Genomic DNA, 14,793 nt, shown 5'->3' with positions numbered 1-14,793 from the left:
TGCTCTAAGTGTCCGTGATTCAAGACAGTTTGAAAGCCTTCTTTCAAATTATTCTGCGCTGAAGTCACACAACTATTCTAGGCACCTGCGCGGTAGTAAAGTAGGGTGTATGTAATCGCGGGTCTACTGCGTACAATGAATACGATTATTAAGGGGTGTGAATGGGACTGCTGGACCGGTTCGAATCCACGGTTGAGAAGGGCGTTAACGGTATCTTCTCCCGCGTTTTCCGCTCTGCCTTAAAACCCGTTGACATTACCTCTGCTGTCCGCAAGTCCATGGAAAACCACGTCCAAGAGTACTCGCAAGATCACCAGGTGGTGCCCAACGAGTACCGGGTTAAAATCTCCCCTTCCGACATGCGGAACCTCGAAGACATGGGCCTGGACGTGCTCGCCCAAGAAATTCAAGACGGCGCCATGCAGTACGCGCAAGATAACGATTACGCGCTGGTCGGCCCCATTAAAGTATCGTTCGAACCCGGTTCCGAAGAGCTCACAGGCCAGTTACAAATTGACGCGTCCACCCGTCGGGGGGCGGTAGCGCCCGCAACCAGCCAGTCCGCTTCAACCCAGAATCCAATTATTGACATTGAGGGGGAACGGTGGATTTTAACTGAACCCGTGACCATTATCGGCCGGGGCCGCAGCGCGGACATCACGGTGAATGACTCCGGGGTCTCACGCGAACACTTAGAACTGCGGCAAACTCCCGGCGGAGTGATCGCCACCGATTTAGGTTCCACAAACGGCCTATACGTGGAGGGTCACAAGGTGGATGCCGCCACCCTCGTGGATGGAAATCAGATTGTGATTGGCCGCACCCGCATACTCTTTTGGACTTCCGCAGCGGAGGATCAGTAAATGGCTAGCGACCTGGCATTCAACGTTTTCCGCCTCGCATACCTGCTGCTGCTGTGGGTACTGGTTTTAGGGTCCGTATCTGTGTTGCGGCGCGACATTTTCGGTACGGTGATTACGCCGCGCGGTAAAGGCCGGTCGGTTAAAGGCCAGAAGCGTCGGCGCGAAGAAGCCCGTTCGAAACCCACCCAACCCACGTCACTGCTCATCACAGGTGGGCCACTGGCTGGTACCACCATGAGGCTGGGGAGTGCGGATATTATTATCGGCCGCTCCCCCACTTCCACCCTCGTTATCGACGATGATTACGCGTCTTCAAGACACGCCAGGTTACATTCACAACAGGGACAATGGTGGATCGAGGACCTCGGTTCTACTAACGGAACATTTGTGGATGATGAACGACTCGCCCGCCCCCGGGCCCTGAACTTGGGTGACAATGTCCGCATCGGTCAAACCACCTTGGAGTTGGTGAACTAATGCCCGTTGATTTCCGTTTCGCTGCCCGTTCTGACGTTGGTTTAGTTCGCAAGAACAATCAAGACTCCGGTTACGCTGGCCCGCACCTACTAGTTTTAGCTGACGGGATGGGTGGCCCAGCCGGTGGGGACATCGCCTCCGCCGTAGCGATCGCGCACCTAGCGCCACTGGATTCCGACGATCACCGTGCAGAAGACATGCTTCACCTCTTACGCTCCGCCCTGCGCGATGCCCACGAGGACTTGATTGAACGATCTTCGAACGATTCGGACCTCAAGGGATTAGGCACCACGTGTATTGCCCTGCTGCGATCGGGAAACAAGATGGCGATGGTGCACGTGGGGGACTCGCGCGCGTACGTACTGCGCGACGACCAGTTGACGCAGGTGACTACCGACCATTCGTTTGTGCAGTACCTGATTCAAACTGGGCAAATCACCCCTCAGGAGGCACAAAACCATCCACAACGTTCCGTAGTGCTGCGAATCCTGGGGGACACCGACGGAGACGTGGCGGCAGACGAATCCGTGCGCGAAGCCGTGGAGGGCGACCGGTGGCTCCTGTGCTCTGACGGCCTCTCTGGCGTGGTGTCCGCCGAGACTATTGCGCAAACCCTCGCGGAAATAGACGACCCCGGTCAGTGCTGTGAAAAACTCATCCGCCTTGCGCTGCGTGCCGGTGGTCCAGACAACATCACGTGCGTTATCGCGGACATCGTGCCCGCCGGCCAAGAACCCGTGCAGGCACCACAAATTGTAGGTTCCATCGCAGTGGACCGGGCCGCACCCACCCGCGGAGGCTCCTCCGCAGCCGCCCGCGCCGCCACCCTAAACCCTCAAGCCCCAGAGGAAGACGAGGAAGACGAAGGGGAAGACACGGTACCAAAACGGAAACGGTGGATCGCCCCATTTTTCACTCTGCTGCTAGTTGCCCTTCTCGCGCTCGGTGGGTGGGCCGGATACGTGTGGAGCCAAAACCAGTTCTTCGCCAAAGCTAACAACGGTTCCGTAGTGATCTACCGCGGCATCCCCCAGTCGCTCGGCCCGTGGAAACTATTCCACCCCGTAGAAGTCACCCCAATCAAAGTTGAAGACCTGAAACCAGTGGAACAATCAAGGCTTCAAGACCCGGTGCGCCGCTCCTCACGCGAACAAATCGACGCGTACATACACTCTTTGAACAACGAAAAGAAAGACTCATCCGCCAACGCACCCGCGGACGGTGATCACTAAATGGCAACCGCGACAATCACCCCGGCGCGGCGACGCCCATTCGTTGAACTCCTCTTGTTAATCGGCGCGATAGCAGCTGGTTTAGGCGGGTACGTACTGACCTACATTAACCGCACCGACACGTTACCCACGAACGTGGGGCTGCACGCGGGCCTACTGGTGATTATTGCGATTGTCGCAGACCTGGGGGTACGTAAGTTCGCGCCCTACTCCGACCCCGTTATCCTCCCCATGGCGGTGGCCCTATCTGGCGTGGGAATGGCCATGATTTTCCGGCTCGACATGTCGTACAAACTATTGGACCAGCCGCAAACGGGAATCAAACAGCTCCTCATGACGGCCGCCGGCCTGCTCGCCGCCGCCCTGGTACTTATTTTTGTTAAAGACCATCGGCTGCTGCGCCGCTACACGTTCACCGCGATGATCATCTCTTTGGTGCTGCTCCTGTCGCCCCTAGTGCCAGGTCTCGGAGTGGAACACTTCGGGTCGCGGATTTGGCTGAACCTCGGGTTCGCCTCCATCCAACCCGCGGAGTTCGTGAAAATCACCCTCGCCGTGTTTTTCGCTGGCTACCTGGTCGATAACCGCGACAAACTCTCAATCGGGGGGCCCAAAATACTGGGTTTACGTCTGCCGCGCGGGCGCGATCTCGGCCCCATTATAGTGGTGTGGCTAACGTCGTTAGCGATCCTCGTGTTCCAGCGCGACCTGGGTACTTCCTTGCTGTTCTTCGGCCTGTTCGTAGCCATGCTGTACGTGGCCACCAACCGGGTGTCGTGGCTCGTGATCGGCGCGATCTCTTTTATTCCCGCCGCGTGGGCAGCGATGCACACGTTTTCGCACGTTCGGCAGCGGATAAACATTTGGTTGCACGCGTTCGACCCGCAGGTATACAACGCGATCGGTGGTTCCGGCCAGGTGGTGCAAGGCCAGTTCGGTATGGCGTCCGGGGGTTTGCTTGGAACCGGGTGGGGGCGCGGCTACCCGCAGTTAGTTCCCTTCGCCCAGTCCGATTTCATTCTGTCTTCCCTCGCTGAGGAACTGGGGCTCACCGGGCTGCTTGCCATCCTCCTCATGTACCTGGTGTTAATCCAACGAGGGCTTCGCGCCGCAATCGGGGTGCGTGACGGCTTCGGTAAACTCTTAGCTTCCGGCATCTCATTTTCTCTAGCCCTGCAACTGTTCGTTGTTCTGGGTGGAATCACGCGCATAATCCCCTTGACGGGTCTGACGGCACCGTTCCTAGCGCAAGGGGGTTCGTCGATGATCGCGTCGTGGATTCTGATTGCCTTGCTGCTGCGTATTTCCGACGCGTCCCGCCGGCCCACGCACACGCAGGAGGTGAAGTGAGTGAACGCTCAGATCCGCCGCCTGTACATCCTGGTTGTCGCAATGCTCGCCGCGCTGGCTTTAGCTGCCACTTATATTCAGTTCATCGCCGCGCCCCGGTTGAACGCGGATTCACGTAACTCCCGCACTATTTTGCATGCTTCTGAACGTGACCGCGGTCCAATTGTCGTAGCCGGGCGGGCGGTCGCGGAATCCACTCCGATTCCCAAGACTAAACGTTTTGAACGCACCTACCCCGGTAAGGCCCTTTACGCGCCCGTGACCGGGTGGTTTTCCGTGAACTTGGGTTCAGCAACCGGGTTAGAGCAGTATGCGGACACGATTTTGGAGGGCAACGCCCCTTCCTTGTGGACGCAGCGCGTGCAGAACCTACTCACCGGTGCGGACCGGCAGGGCGGCGGGATTTCCTTGACTCTTAACCCGCGTATGCAGCAGGCCGCGGCGAAAGGCTTGGGGGGTCGCAAGGGCGCCGCGGTGGCGTTGGAAGCGAAGACGGGCAAGATCCTCACGCTGTATTCTTCACCTTCATACGATCCAACGGAACTGTCTAGCTCCGACAACAATAAGGTATTAAAACGCAGTAAAGAACTGAGTAAAGATCCGAATAAACCGCTGGTGAACCGCGCGATTGCAGGTGACCGCTACCCACCCGGTTCGGCGTTCAAGATCATCACTGCGGCCGCCATGTTGGAAAGCGGTAAGTTTAACCCCGATTCCACGGTTGAAGGTGGCGCTGCGATCACCCTGCCGGGGACGAACACGAAGCTGCCTAATATTACGGGAATGCAGTGCGGAGATGGGCATCCAACCATGGCGGAAGCGTTCGCGCGTTCATGTAACACGTCGTTTGGTCAGTCCGCCGTCACGGTTGGCGCGGAGGCGTTGCGCAAGCAGGCGCGCGCGTTCGGGTTTGACGAATCACTGCAGATTCCCATGCCTGTCACCGAGTCTGTTTTTCCAGATAATTTGGATGAGGCACAAGTCCCCCTGGCGGGTATTGGCCAGTCGGATGTGCAGGTTACCCCCATGCAGATGGCGATGGTGGGTGCCGCAGTAGCTAACCAAGGTACCCTCATGAAACCGTATTTAATTGACCAAGTACTCAGTTCGGATTTGGAAAAACTGAAAACCACAGATCCGGAGGAACTGGGCCAACCGATCAGTGCGGATACAGCTAAGAAACTGCAGGCAATGATGCTGGATGTGGTGTCTAAACCATACGGCACGGGGCAGTCTATGCGCACGGATGCTGCGAAAATAGCGGCGAAAACCGGTACTGCAGAAACGGGGAACGATCGCACTACCGCGTGGGTGGTTGCGTACAACACGGGGTCGGACAACCCGATGGTGGTGGCCGTAGCTGTGGAAGGTGACGAAACGAGCCCGCACCCCGGTGGTGGTTCAGATGCGGGGCCAATTGCCCGAGCGATGTTGGAAGCGGGGCTCAATGGCTAGTATTTACGCAGGTATGACCCTGGGGGGTAGGTACATGCTGATCCGCCAGATCGCGGTGGGTGGCATGGGTGAAGTGTGGTCCACGCGCGACCAGGTGACGGGCCGGATGCTGGCTGCGAAAGTGTTGAAAGCCGATCTGATGGGGAACCAAACGTTCCTCGCGCGTCTGCGGGTTGAGGCGCGTAACGCCATGGAGGTAACCCACCCCAATATTGCCGCGGTGCTTGATCACGGTGAGGATGACGGCATCGGGTGGATCATCATGGAGCTGGTGACGGGCCGGCCGTTTAATGACTACCTCAAAGGTGGGAATCGGATTGCGCCCGCGCAGCTTCTGCCCGTGTTGATTCAGACGGCGTACGCGCTGCAGGCTGCGAAAGATAAAGATATTGTGCATCGCGACATTAAGCCTTCGAACTTGTTGATTACGCCTGATGGGCAGGTGAAGCTGACGGATTTCGGGATTTCTACCACGTCCACGCAGGCGACGATGACGGAGGCGGGCATGGTTATGGGTACCGCCCAGTATTTGCCGCCGGAACAGGCGATGGGTGAGGTTGCGAATCACGTGGGCGACCTGTATGCGTTGGGGGTTATTGCTTATGAGGCACTGGCGGGTCGGCGCCCATTTTCGGGTAAAACCCAAGTGGATGTGGCGTTTGCGCACGTGAACGACCCGGTTCCGCCTCTGCCAGAGGACGTGCCGCACGAGCTAGCGCAGATTGTGATGTCACTGCTTCGCAAGAAACCTCAAGATCGGCCGCAAGATGGCGCTACTTTAGCGAAACAGTTGACGCAGGTGGCGCGCAAGCTTGGGATTTCCCCGGCTCCCACAGCACTGACGCTACCGGCTACGGCGGATAGTTCTAGCGCGCAACCGGTTGCCGCGCCCTCGAAACCCAGCCCGCCCGCTACCACGTCGGGATTACCCACCGCTGCAGCGCCCTCAAACGCGGAATATAAGCCCGGTACTACGCGATCGAACACGGCCACGCCGAGCACCCCCGCGTCGCACGATTCCTCATGGCCGCGTTCTTCCTCATGGCGACATGCAGCTAGCCCACCCACATACACTGTGGAACTGGTCGGATTAGCGATAGCGCTATTTGCCATCACTTTCGCATTCGTGTTCTGGGCCCGCAGCGCCACCGCGAGCGCCTCCCCACCTCAAACGCAGGCAGCGTTAGTGACCACCAGCTTTGAACAAAAACTAGATTCTCAATTAAACGCTACGACAACGGAGGTAATCCCATGGGTTCCGATCAGCCCCAGCTGTTAGCGGGCCGCTACGAGATTAGGGCCATGATAGGTCGCGGTGGGATGGCCCAGGTACACCTGGGATTCGACACGCGCCTGTCACGCATCGTGGCGATCAAAATGCTGCGCACCGACTTGGCGCGCGACTCAATTTTCCAAACCCGGTTCCGACGTGAAGCTCAGGCTGCGGCGTCTTTGAACCACCCTAATATTGTGGCGGTATACGACACGGGGGAAGAGAATATTACGACCCCGGACGGCAACCAAGTATCCATCCCCTACATTGTTATGGAGTACGTGGAGGGCCACACTGTGCGCGACCTCCTGTCGGGTGGGGCGCCTGTTCCTATTGATGAGGCCGTGGAGATCATTTCGGGGGTGCTCAGCGCACTAGAGTACTCGCATTCCATGGGGCTGGTTCACCGCGATATTAAACCCGCGAATATCATGTTGACGAACACCGGCAAGATCAAGGTGATGGACTTTGGGATTGCCCGGGCGATCACGGATTCGCAGGCCACGATGACGCAAACCAACGCGGTGGTGGGTACCGCCCAGTACTTGTCGCCAGAGCAGGCGCGGGGAGAAACCGTGGATGAGCGTTCCGACTTGTACTCGACGGGGTGTGTGCTGTTTGAACTGCTGACGGGTCAGCCGCCGTTTAAAGGTGATTCCGCGGTTGCGGTGGCGTATCAGCATGTGTCTGAGGTACCTCCCACTCCTTCGTCTATAACGTCGGATGTGCCCGAAGCGATTGACCGCGTGGTGTTGAAAGCGCTGGCGAAAGATAAGGCTAAACGCTACGAGAGCGCGCAGGTTATGAACATGGACTTGCAGCATGCGCTGCGTGGCGGTACGGTTACCGCCCCCATGGCGTCAGTTTGGCAGAATGAACCCACGCAGACGCGCATGATGAATGCGGCGCAGATGCCCGCTGTGGCACCGACTCGTGTGCAAAGACGTGAAGAGGACAGCGAACCTCAAGAGGAAGAAGAAAACAAGTCCCGCAAAGGCTTGTGGATAACACTGGTGTTGGCGGCGCTGGTGATCGCTGGTCTTGTGGCGACGTGGTTGTTTATTTCAAACCGGCCGGATCCGAAAGAAGACATGGTCACAATCCCAACTGGAATCGTGGGGGTTACGCAAGATGAGGCGCGGGCCCAGTTGACGGACGCGGGTTTGAAGATGGTGGTTGGAGACCCGGTTGCGGACGAGACTATTCCGCAAGATTCCGTGGTTTCTGCCGATCCGAAACCGGGCAGTGAAGTGAAGAAAGGCAGCACTGTAACGGTCCGCTTGTCATCTGGTCCGGCTGCTGTGAAAGTACCGGATTTGGGTGGGCTCACGCAGTCTGAGGCCCGCGACCAGTTAGAGAAACTGGGGTTGAGAATTGGGAACGTGAACTCGGTTGACGACCCATCTGTGGATAAGGACCGCGTGGTATCTACCAACCCTAAAGCAGGTAGGAACGTGAAGCGTGGCGACGTGGTTAACCTAAACATTGCTAGCGGTTACGTTACCGTGCCCGATGACCTCACGGGTAAATCGGAACAGGAAGTGACGGATATCCTTCAAAAACTGCGTCTGTCTACCCGGTCTACGCAGGTGGAAACGTCGGATGCGCAGCCGGGTACGGTGATGGATGTGCAGCCGGTGGGGTCGGTGAAGATTGGGGACACGATCACGATTACGGTGGCGAAGGCAGCGCCCACCCCAACCCCTACGGTTACGCAGCAGCCGTCTGAGGAACCATCCGAGGAACCATCGGAAGACCCAAATAATAATGGGGAGAACCAGCAGAACTAGTGGAGCAACTGGTTTAACTAGTTGCACAAAGGGCCGAACTAGTTAAACGGTGGCGTCTCCTAGGTGGAAGTATTCTTGTGCCCACGGGAAACCCCACTCTAGGAGCGCGTACGCGACCGCGAGGATCAGTATTATCGATTCAATGACCTTCAGCCATTTCGGGCCGGGCAGGTGTTTGAAAATCCAACCGTACATTTACTTCGCTGCCTTTCCGAGTAGTTCCGCTGGTTTACCCGTGTCGCGTGGCACCCAGTGGTGGAGTTTTGAGTACAGAATGTAGCGTTCTGAGTTACCGAATTCCGGGTGGCACGTGGTGAGGGTCATGAGCCGGTCTTTTGGCTGCACGTCCCACTGGTGGGGTACTGGGTTGAGCACTTCACCGGCGTCGGGGTCCACTATCTCGTGGTCTGTTACTTCGTAAACGAGCCATGCTTTCGGGGTTTCGAACACCATGCGGTCACCGGGTTTCATGATGTCGATGCGCCTGAAGGAGTTACCGTAGGTGCGTCGGTGCGCTGCCATCGCGAAGTTACCTAGTTCCCCGGGTTGTTGAGTGGTGTCGTAGTGGCCTGCGTAAGACAGGTCAAGGAGTCTTTGGTCCGTACCTTCCACGACGGGGATCTGCATGTTCCATTTAGTGTTGTGTAGAACTCCCATGACTTCACCGTGTTTTACCCGGTCGAATTCGGGTGGGTCGTCGTAGCGTTCTTCCCCTGGTTTTTCACTTGCGGGCTTGAGGTTCTTTTCGAACTGTGCGACTGCTGCTGGATTGTTGTCGGATACTTGCCACGATGTCCAGTAGAGCTGCCAGAACACGTACAGGCCGAGGATCAGGCCGATTGTAATCAGAATCTCGCCGATCACACCGATGATACGCGACAACATGCTTGGTCCTGATTTTTCAGCAACTGCTGTGTGTCTGGGCATACCTACTCCATCGCTTTCGCATACTTTAGTTCCGCCATTTTTTCTGGCGTCTTAATCGTAATCTCAGTGCTGTCTTTGACGCTAAACCCCAGGCCGTATCGCACCACATATGCTTGAATGACTTGTATTTGAGGGTCGTTGTTAAGTGCAGTGCGCAGCTGCGCGTTGTTGCCGATTGCGCTGATCTCGTATGGGGGTGAGTACAGGTGCCCGTCGATGTTAATCACGTTGCCAACACACCGGATTGTGGACGTCATGGTCACGTTGTTTCCCTGCACGCTCACAGCTTCTGCCCCTCCGGTCCAGAGTGCGTTCAGGGTCGCTTCAATGTCTTGTTGGTGTATTACGAGGTCGTCCACGTTCGTGTCTTTCGGCAGCGTATCGGGAACTACCGCGTCCGTTAGCGTTACGGTTATTCCGGATCCGGTTATTCCGCTGGGCACACTGGGTTCCGCTGTATTTGCCGGCCCTTGGTTGGTGAGTTGATTGTTCAGCTGCTTTGTTAGTTCACCGCGTAATTGCTGGTTTTCAGTTTTGATCTGGTTTACGACCTGCTGTTTTTTCATCACGAGGGCATGCACATCGGTGCCGGTGTACCGCGCGGTTCCATGGGGATCACCGTGGGGTAGCATGAACAACAGGCCGGCACATGCGGGAACGAGGAATCGTGCGAGCATGGCTGTTACTTTTTTTGACGCACCGCGCCTATGCTTATTCGCCGCTGGCTGTTCCACCGTTCACCCCCTCATGTTCATAATGGTCCGTGGTTTACTTACAGGCCCTTACTTCTTGATACGCTATGCACGTTAAAGAATCTTGAGGCAGTTCAACTGTAGTGGGCTAACCTTAAAGGTTACGGAAGGGACACTCGTGGCACAGTCAGGTAAGCGCAAGAAGAAGCATAGCGGCGATGAAAATGAGATTAAGCATTGGACCGATGGGATCCCAATGTCACCCAGCTGGTGGGCTCCCGCGTTCTGCACCGTCCTCGTTCTGGGTTTGATTTGGCTGGTTATCACCTACATGACGGGTGCCCGTTACCCGATTCCCGCGATTGGTAGTTGGAATACCGCGTGCGGAGTTGGCCTATTACTAGTTGGGTTCCTAATGACCCTGAGGTGGCGTTAACTCGACTACCAATACCTACCCTAACGCTAGTTGCGGCAGGCCAATATACCAGTAGAGTCCTGCAGCTATTAATGCGAGCACTAGTGCGATTCCCACGAGAGTGAGGATGTGCGCGCGACGAAGCTGCCTCGGCCCGTTGTACTGTTTTTTGTTCCCCACTTTTACCAGTAGCCACGTGGTGATAGCCCCCGTGATCATGCCACCCAGGTGTGCTTGCCACGAAACATTGGACACCATGAACCCGTAAATGAGGTTAACCGCGAGCAGCACAACAATGGCTCTGGTGTCCATTCCCGCGTGACGCTGCAGGATGTATACCGCGGCAAAAAGTCCGAATAATGCTCCAGAAGCACCCACGTTCCACGTTAGTAATGCCGCAGACCGGGAACTCACCATTGCTTCAAGTACCCCCCACAGCAGCACGGTTACTGAACCGCCCAATGCGGAAAGTAAATATAGGGCGGTGAACCTCCAGCCACCCAACGCTTGTTCTACCGACGGACCCACCACGTAGAGCGTAAACATGTTTAGCGCTAAGTGGATTATCCCACCGTGCACGAGCACTACGGTAAGCAGTGTCCAGGGCCTCATCCATCCCATTATTGGTAGGTAGGCGAGGTAGTTGGCGGTCTCGTTAGCTAGTTGCCCGAGCGCGCCTGTGGAGATGGGGAGGCGTGTGATTAGGGTAAATGTGGACACAACCACGGTCACAACGAGGATGGTTCGCGTGACCGTGGCTGCACGTAGTCCACTTAGATTGCTAGAGGAACTCAAATTTTTCAGCCTGAGGTTACTCGGTTATATCAATCGTGGAAATGGTGACGTCTTCGACGGGTTTGTCGTTCATCCCGGTGGATACGTTCGCGATTTCATCCACCACTGCTTTGGATTCTTCGTCCACTACTTTCCCGAAGATCGTGTGGTGACCCTGCAGATGCGGTGTGGGCGCGACAGTGATGAAGAACTGTGATCCGTTGGTGCCGTGTCCACCGCGTTTACCCGCGTTTGCCATGGCAAGCACGTAGGGTTCGTTGAAGTTCAATTCAGGGTGGATTTCGTCGTCGAACTGGTATCCAGGGCCGCCCACGCCAACCCCGAGGGGGTCACCACCTTGGATCATGAAACCGGGGATTACGCGGTGAAAGATGACACCGTCGTAGAGAGGGGCAGTGGTTTTCTCTCCGGTTCCCGGGTGAGTCCATTCCCGTTTTCCTTCCGCGAGTTCCGCGAAGTTCTGCACGGTTATTGGCGCGTGGTTAGGAAATAGTTCGAGGCGAATGTCACCTTTGTTCGTATGAATCGTTGCTTTCATAGTGTCCAGTTTCCCAGATTTAACTGTCTATGTCTGCTTTGCCGTGAGGGTATCGCGCTAAGTGAAACAGAATTCCCGTGCATTCACGGCTTTTTCAAGGCACAATAGAGTTAGTGTCGCCATTTGTTATCGAGATGGCTTAGTACTCGTCGATTGAGAGGATTGCACATGGGCAAGAAATTTGACCGTGACACTGAAGCTATTAAGGACGCTGCTCTGCGTCATGCAGAGGAATGGGCCGCTCGGGCGCAAGATCTAGCTGAGCAGGGTTACGAGTGGGCAGCTCCGAAGGTAGAGGAAGCTGCGCAGAAGGCACGTCCCTACTTGGACAATGTTCACGAGAAGGTGGTGGACGATTACCTGCCGCGCATTGAGGAAGCTTCGAAGGAAGCTCGGAAGGCAGCTGCTAAGGACGGAACTTTGATGGAGCGTGCGCAGCGCGCTGGGGATGCTACCCGCAAGTCGTTGTCGAAGCCGGTTAAGAAGAACCACCGGTTCGCGAAGTGCCTGGGTTGGTCGCTGCTGGGCACCGCGGTTGCTGGTGCGGGTTACTTGCTGTGGCGTCGCAGCCAGCCGATTGAGGATCCGTGGGCAGAAGAGTACTGGGCGGACCTAGACGCGGATGCGCAGACCACTACGGAACCAGCTCACAAAGAGGAGGCTGGGAAAGACGCTTCTAACGCGGATAAAGCCACTGAAAAGGCCGGTGAGAAGGCGGACGAAACCGCTCAGAAAGTAAAGGGTGCAGCCACGGAAGCTAAGCACAAAGCTAAGGAAGCTGGCGAGTCCGTTAAAGACACTGCTAAAGACGTGAAGGATTCTGTTAAGGATTCTTTCAACAATAAGTAGCGTTCAACGCACTGAAGAGCTGATTGGCTACAGTAACTGTAGTTGAATGTAGTAATGGGGGCGGGTGTTTCACCCGCCCCCAAAGCTTCTTCTACCCCTCAGAGTTTCCCCGCCACATTCTGATTTCTGGTTTAGATAACTCGGTTTGTGGCTTCTGTGGTATTCATGAACTCAATCAAGTTATCGAGCGCGTGATCCACCATTTCTTTCACCGCATTCGCCGTGTAAAACGCGATGTGCGGCGTAATCGTTACATTCGGGAAGGACCTCAAGCTGCGCATAATCTCATCCTGAATCGGTTTATTATTCCAGTTACTATTGAACAGCGGCTGGTCACCTTCAACCACATCCAGGGCGGCGCTCATTATTTTCCCACTTTTTAGCGCGTCTATTAGCGCATGTCCGTCGATCAGTTCCCCACGGGCACAGTTCACTAGGCACACCCCGTTTTTCATGAGGTTGAACTCGCGTTCACCCAGCATGTGGTAGTTTTCACCGGTGTACAGGGTGTGAAGTGTGATTACGTCGCTGCGCCGCAAGAGTTCGTCTAGTTCTACATATTCCACGAGGTTTTTGAGGGACTCGTTTGGGTATGGGTCGTACGCGAGGATTTCACAACCAAACCCGGACAGGCACCGAGCTACGGTGGCACCAATGTTCCCCGCTCCAATGATCCCGACGGTGGAGTTCGATAGTTGGTGCCCATCTAAACCGTTCAAAGAAAAATCCTGGATATCTGAATGCCGAGTTATCTGGCGGGCTTTACGCATAGTCATGAGGATCAGCATCACCGCGAATTCCGCTACCGAAGAGGGTGAGTATGAACTGTTAGAAACCTTTATGCCCAATTGTTTTGCCACGTTTTCATCGACGGAATCGTATCCAACTGAACGCAGAGCAATATATTTTGTACCATTCGCGTGAATATCCGCCAAAAGGGCTTCATCAAAAATGGATTCGAGCGCACACACCCCCTCATAACCTTTAAGTTCACCTACATTGTCGCGATTTAACGCTTGGGGAATAAGGCGGATCGTGTGCCCGTGTTCTTTCCCGTATTGTTCAAAGAACGTTTTCTCATCTGGGCGCACGCCGAAGGCGATCAGGTCTGACATCTTCTTCCTTTCCAGGTCACAAGTTCGACAGATTATTCAGTTAACCAAGTGATTATTAGTCAAGTAATTAATAGCACGGAAAAAAGCCTTCTAGTTCAGACTTTAGTTCATTTTCTTGAGGCCCTAGCGTCTCTTTGGATACAAAAACGGGATACGAAAACGCCCACCCGCTACGGATGGGGGTGGGCGTTTGTGCGCATAACTATTGTTTTACTTAACTACTGTTTTACTTGTCACTACCTGCTATTGCGACCATGTAGCCGATCATCGCTAGGTTCTTGAAGAAGTGGAGTTTCTGCGCGTTCGCTGCTTCCTCTGTTTCTTCTGCCCAGAACTGGTGACCTGCCGCAGTGGTTAACGCTAGGGATGTTGCGAGCCCTGCTGCGGCGGTTCGTTTAAAGATCCCCAGGCTTAGCGCCGCTGCACCAACCATCTGTGCGTAAGCATTGAACTTAACTAGTGAGGAAGCTTCTACCGGCAGATCACTCAAACCCACCTGTTCCATCTGCTCCTCAATCATGGGGGCTAATGCTTCCGCATTATCGAGCGCGTTCTTAGCACCTACGATCAAAATCGGAGCCACCGCCAAACGACCAGCAAAATCCGTAAGTTTACTCAGCATAGTTTTCCTTTCTCCCCTTCTAATCCTAACTGGAAACCAAGGAGGTAACCGCGTGAAATAGCGCCCTTCAAGTTTTCCACGTATGCATACCTTGTCCCACGTGTTTGGGTTTGATACGGATGGGCCTGAAGTGGTCCAGTCTTTCCGTTTGAGTAGATGTAGAGATTTGGATTATAGCTGAAAACAGCATGACAGCAGTTTGTGGAGCTAAGGGGACTCGAACCCCTAACCCCCTGCTTGCAAAGCAGGTGCGCTACCAATTGCGCCATAGCCCCATTGGGAGGTTATTTCCCGATGATATCCTGTGCGAACTTAGCTTGGTGGGCCCGGCTGGACTCGAACCAGCGACCTCTTCCTTATCAGGGAAGCGCTCTAACCAACTGAGCTACGGGCCCGCCTA

At 55.5% G+C, this 14,793-nt stretch carries 16 protein-coding genes and 2 tRNA genes; 9 read left to right on the top strand and 9 right to left on the bottom strand.

The genetic code is table 11. The features are described 5' to 3' along the window. Positions 1-161: 161 nt before the first annotated feature. From QS713_RS01855 to pknB, 7 genes are read left to right on the top strand one after another with little or no spacing between them, the layout of a single operon-like run. Positions 162-863, top strand: a complete 702-nt coding sequence (locus QS713_RS01855) for an FHA domain-containing protein (RefSeq protein ID WP_313271987.1) — start codon at positions 162-164, stop codon at positions 861-863. Then, positions 864-1,340, top strand: a complete 477-nt coding sequence (locus tag QS713_RS01850) for an FHA domain-containing protein FhaB/FipA (RefSeq protein WP_313271985.1) — start codon at positions 864-866, stop codon at positions 1,338-1,340. It abuts the gene before it with no gap. Then, positions 1,340-2,572 (top strand): PP2C family protein-serine/threonine phosphatase, encoded by a 1,233-nt coding sequence (locus tag QS713_RS01845; protein WP_313271983.1) that lies wholly within the window; start codon positions 1,340-1,342, stop codon positions 2,570-2,572. The genes QS713_RS01850 and QS713_RS01845 overlap by 1 nt, the downstream gene beginning before the upstream one ends. Further along, positions 2,573-3,922 carry an FtsW/RodA/SpoVE family cell cycle protein gene (locus tag QS713_RS01840; protein WP_102217018.1) on the top strand — a complete coding sequence of 450 codons (1,350 nt, stop codon included), beginning with the start codon at positions 2,573-2,575 and terminating at the stop codon, positions 3,920-3,922. After that, a complete protein-coding gene (locus QS713_RS01835; RefSeq protein ID WP_313271980.1) occupies positions 3,923-5,377 on the top strand; it encodes a peptidoglycan D,D-transpeptidase FtsI family protein in 1,455 nt (484 codons plus the stop codon). Further along, positions 5,370-6,656 (top strand): serine/threonine-protein kinase, encoded by a 1,287-nt coding sequence (locus QS713_RS01830; RefSeq protein WP_313271978.1) that lies wholly within the window; start codon positions 5,370-5,372, stop codon positions 6,654-6,656. The genes QS713_RS01835 and QS713_RS01830 overlap by 8 nt, the downstream gene beginning before the upstream one ends. Beyond that, complete coding sequence (gene pknB, locus QS713_RS01825) at positions 6,629-8,440, top strand: Stk1 family PASTA domain-containing Ser/Thr kinase (RefSeq protein WP_313271976.1); 1,812 nt, start codon at positions 6,629-6,631, stop codon at positions 8,438-8,440. Before QS713_RS01830 ends, pknB begins: the two co-directional genes overlap by 28 nt. 42 nt (positions 8,441-8,482) lie before the next feature. Here pknB and QS713_RS01820 read toward each other — a convergent pair whose 3' ends face one another. From QS713_RS01820 to QS713_RS01810, 3 genes are read right to left on the bottom strand one after another with little or no spacing between them, the layout of a single operon-like run. Beyond that, positions 8,483-8,635: a hypothetical protein gene (locus QS713_RS01820; RefSeq protein WP_199171115.1), complete on the bottom strand. Its 153-nt coding sequence runs from the start codon at positions 8,633-8,635 to the stop codon at positions 8,483-8,485. After that, positions 8,636-9,325 (bottom strand): class E sortase, encoded by a 690-nt coding sequence (locus tag QS713_RS01815; RefSeq protein ID WP_313271974.1) that lies wholly within the window; start codon positions 9,323-9,325, stop codon positions 8,636-8,638. A gap of 44 nt (positions 9,326-9,369) precedes the next feature. Further along, positions 9,370-10,101 carry a DUF881 domain-containing protein gene (locus QS713_RS01810; RefSeq protein WP_313271972.1) on the bottom strand — a complete coding sequence of 244 codons (732 nt, stop codon included), beginning with the start codon at positions 10,099-10,101 and terminating at the stop codon, positions 9,370-9,372. Between the two features lie 136 nt (positions 10,102-10,237). On the opposite strand from QS713_RS01810, the gene QS713_RS01805 reads away from it, so the two are divergent. Beyond that, positions 10,238-10,495: a cell division protein CrgA gene (locus tag QS713_RS01805; RefSeq protein WP_313271970.1), complete on the top strand. Its 258-nt coding sequence runs from the start codon at positions 10,238-10,240 to the stop codon at positions 10,493-10,495. Positions 10,496-10,510: 15 nt separating this feature from the next. Here QS713_RS01805 and QS713_RS01800 read toward each other — a convergent pair whose 3' ends face one another. Both QS713_RS01800 and QS713_RS01795 read right to left on the bottom strand, forming a co-directional pair. Further along, positions 10,511-11,206, bottom strand: coding sequence for a rhomboid family intramembrane serine protease (locus QS713_RS01800; RefSeq protein WP_512699824.1), 696 nt, complete (start codon positions 11,204-11,206; stop codon positions 10,511-10,513). Between the two features lie 79 nt (positions 11,207-11,285). After that, entirely contained in the window at positions 11,286-11,807 is a 522-nt protein-coding gene (locus QS713_RS01795) for a peptidylprolyl isomerase (RefSeq protein WP_102217010.1), read from the bottom strand. 168 nt (positions 11,808-11,975) lie between these two features. On the opposite strand from QS713_RS01795, the gene QS713_RS01790 reads away from it, so the two are divergent. Further along, on the top strand, positions 11,976-12,656 hold the full coding sequence (locus QS713_RS01790) for a hypothetical protein (RefSeq protein ID WP_313271965.1): 681 nt from the start codon (positions 11,976-11,978) through the stop codon (positions 12,654-12,656). Between the two features lie 131 nt (positions 12,657-12,787). Here the strand turns inward: QS713_RS01790 and QS713_RS01785 are convergent, their stop codons facing one another. From QS713_RS01785 to QS713_RS01770, 4 genes are all read right to left on the bottom strand, one after another. Then, positions 12,788-13,771 carry an NAD(P)-dependent oxidoreductase gene (locus QS713_RS01785; RefSeq protein WP_313271963.1) on the bottom strand — a complete coding sequence of 328 codons (984 nt, stop codon included), beginning with the start codon at positions 13,769-13,771 and terminating at the stop codon, positions 12,788-12,790. Between the two features lie 226 nt (positions 13,772-13,997). Continuing rightward, positions 13,998-14,393 (bottom strand): DoxX family membrane protein, encoded by a 396-nt coding sequence (locus QS713_RS01780; protein WP_313271961.1) that lies wholly within the window; start codon positions 14,391-14,393, stop codon positions 13,998-14,000. 202 nt (positions 14,394-14,595) lie between these two features. Continuing rightward, a tRNA-Ala gene (locus QS713_RS01775) sits at positions 14,596-14,668 on the bottom strand. A 43-nt stretch (positions 14,669-14,711) separates the two neighbouring features. Then, positions 14,712-14,788: transfer RNA gene (locus QS713_RS01770), tRNA-Ile, on the bottom strand. Positions 14,789-14,793: the final 5 nt, after the last annotated feature.

Source organism: Gleimia hominis (assembly GCF_032085515.1).
Taxonomy (GTDB): domain Bacteria; phylum Actinomycetota; class Actinomycetes; order Actinomycetales; family Actinomycetaceae; genus Gleimia; species Gleimia hominis.
This window is presented reverse-complemented; position numbering and strand designations above follow the sequence as displayed.

Coding starts and splice junctions, on each gene's coding strand:
- QS713_RS01855 (WP_313271987.1), top strand. CDS start 162: ATGGGACTGCTGGACCGGTTCGAATCCACGGTTGAGAAGGGCGTTAAC.
- QS713_RS01850 (WP_313271985.1), top strand. CDS start 864: ATGGCTAGCGACCTGGCATTCAACGTTTTCCGCCTCGCATACCTGCTG.
- QS713_RS01845 (WP_313271983.1), top strand. CDS start 1,340: ATGCCCGTTGATTTCCGTTTCGCTGCCCGTTCTGACGTTGGTTTAGTT.
- QS713_RS01840 (WP_102217018.1), top strand. CDS start 2,573: ATGGCAACCGCGACAATCACCCCGGCGCGGCGACGCCCATTCGTTGAA.
- QS713_RS01830 (WP_313271978.1), top strand. CDS start 5,370: ATGGCTAGTATTTACGCAGGTATGACCCTGGGGGGTAGGTACATGCTG.
- pknB (WP_313271976.1), top strand. CDS start 6,629: ATGGGTTCCGATCAGCCCCAGCTGTTAGCGGGCCGCTACGAGATTAGG.
- QS713_RS01820 (WP_199171115.1), bottom strand. CDS start 8,635: ATGTACGGTTGGATTTTCAAACACCTGCCCGGCCCGAAATGGCTGAAG.
- QS713_RS01815 (WP_313271974.1), bottom strand. CDS start 9,325: ATGTTGTCGCGTATCATCGGTGTGATCGGCGAGATTCTGATTACAATC.
- QS713_RS01795 (WP_102217010.1), bottom strand. CDS start 11,807: ATGAAAGCAACGATTCATACGAACAAAGGTGACATTCGCCTCGAACTA.
- QS713_RS01790 (WP_313271965.1), top strand. CDS start 11,976: ATGGGCAAGAAATTTGACCGTGACACTGAAGCTATTAAGGACGCTGCT.
- QS713_RS01785 (WP_313271963.1), bottom strand. CDS start 13,771: ATGTCAGACCTGATCGCCTTCGGCGTGCGCCCAGATGAGAAAACGTTC.
- QS713_RS01780 (WP_313271961.1), bottom strand. CDS start 14,393: ATGCTGAGTAAACTTACGGATTTTGCTGGTCGTTTGGCGGTGGCTCCG.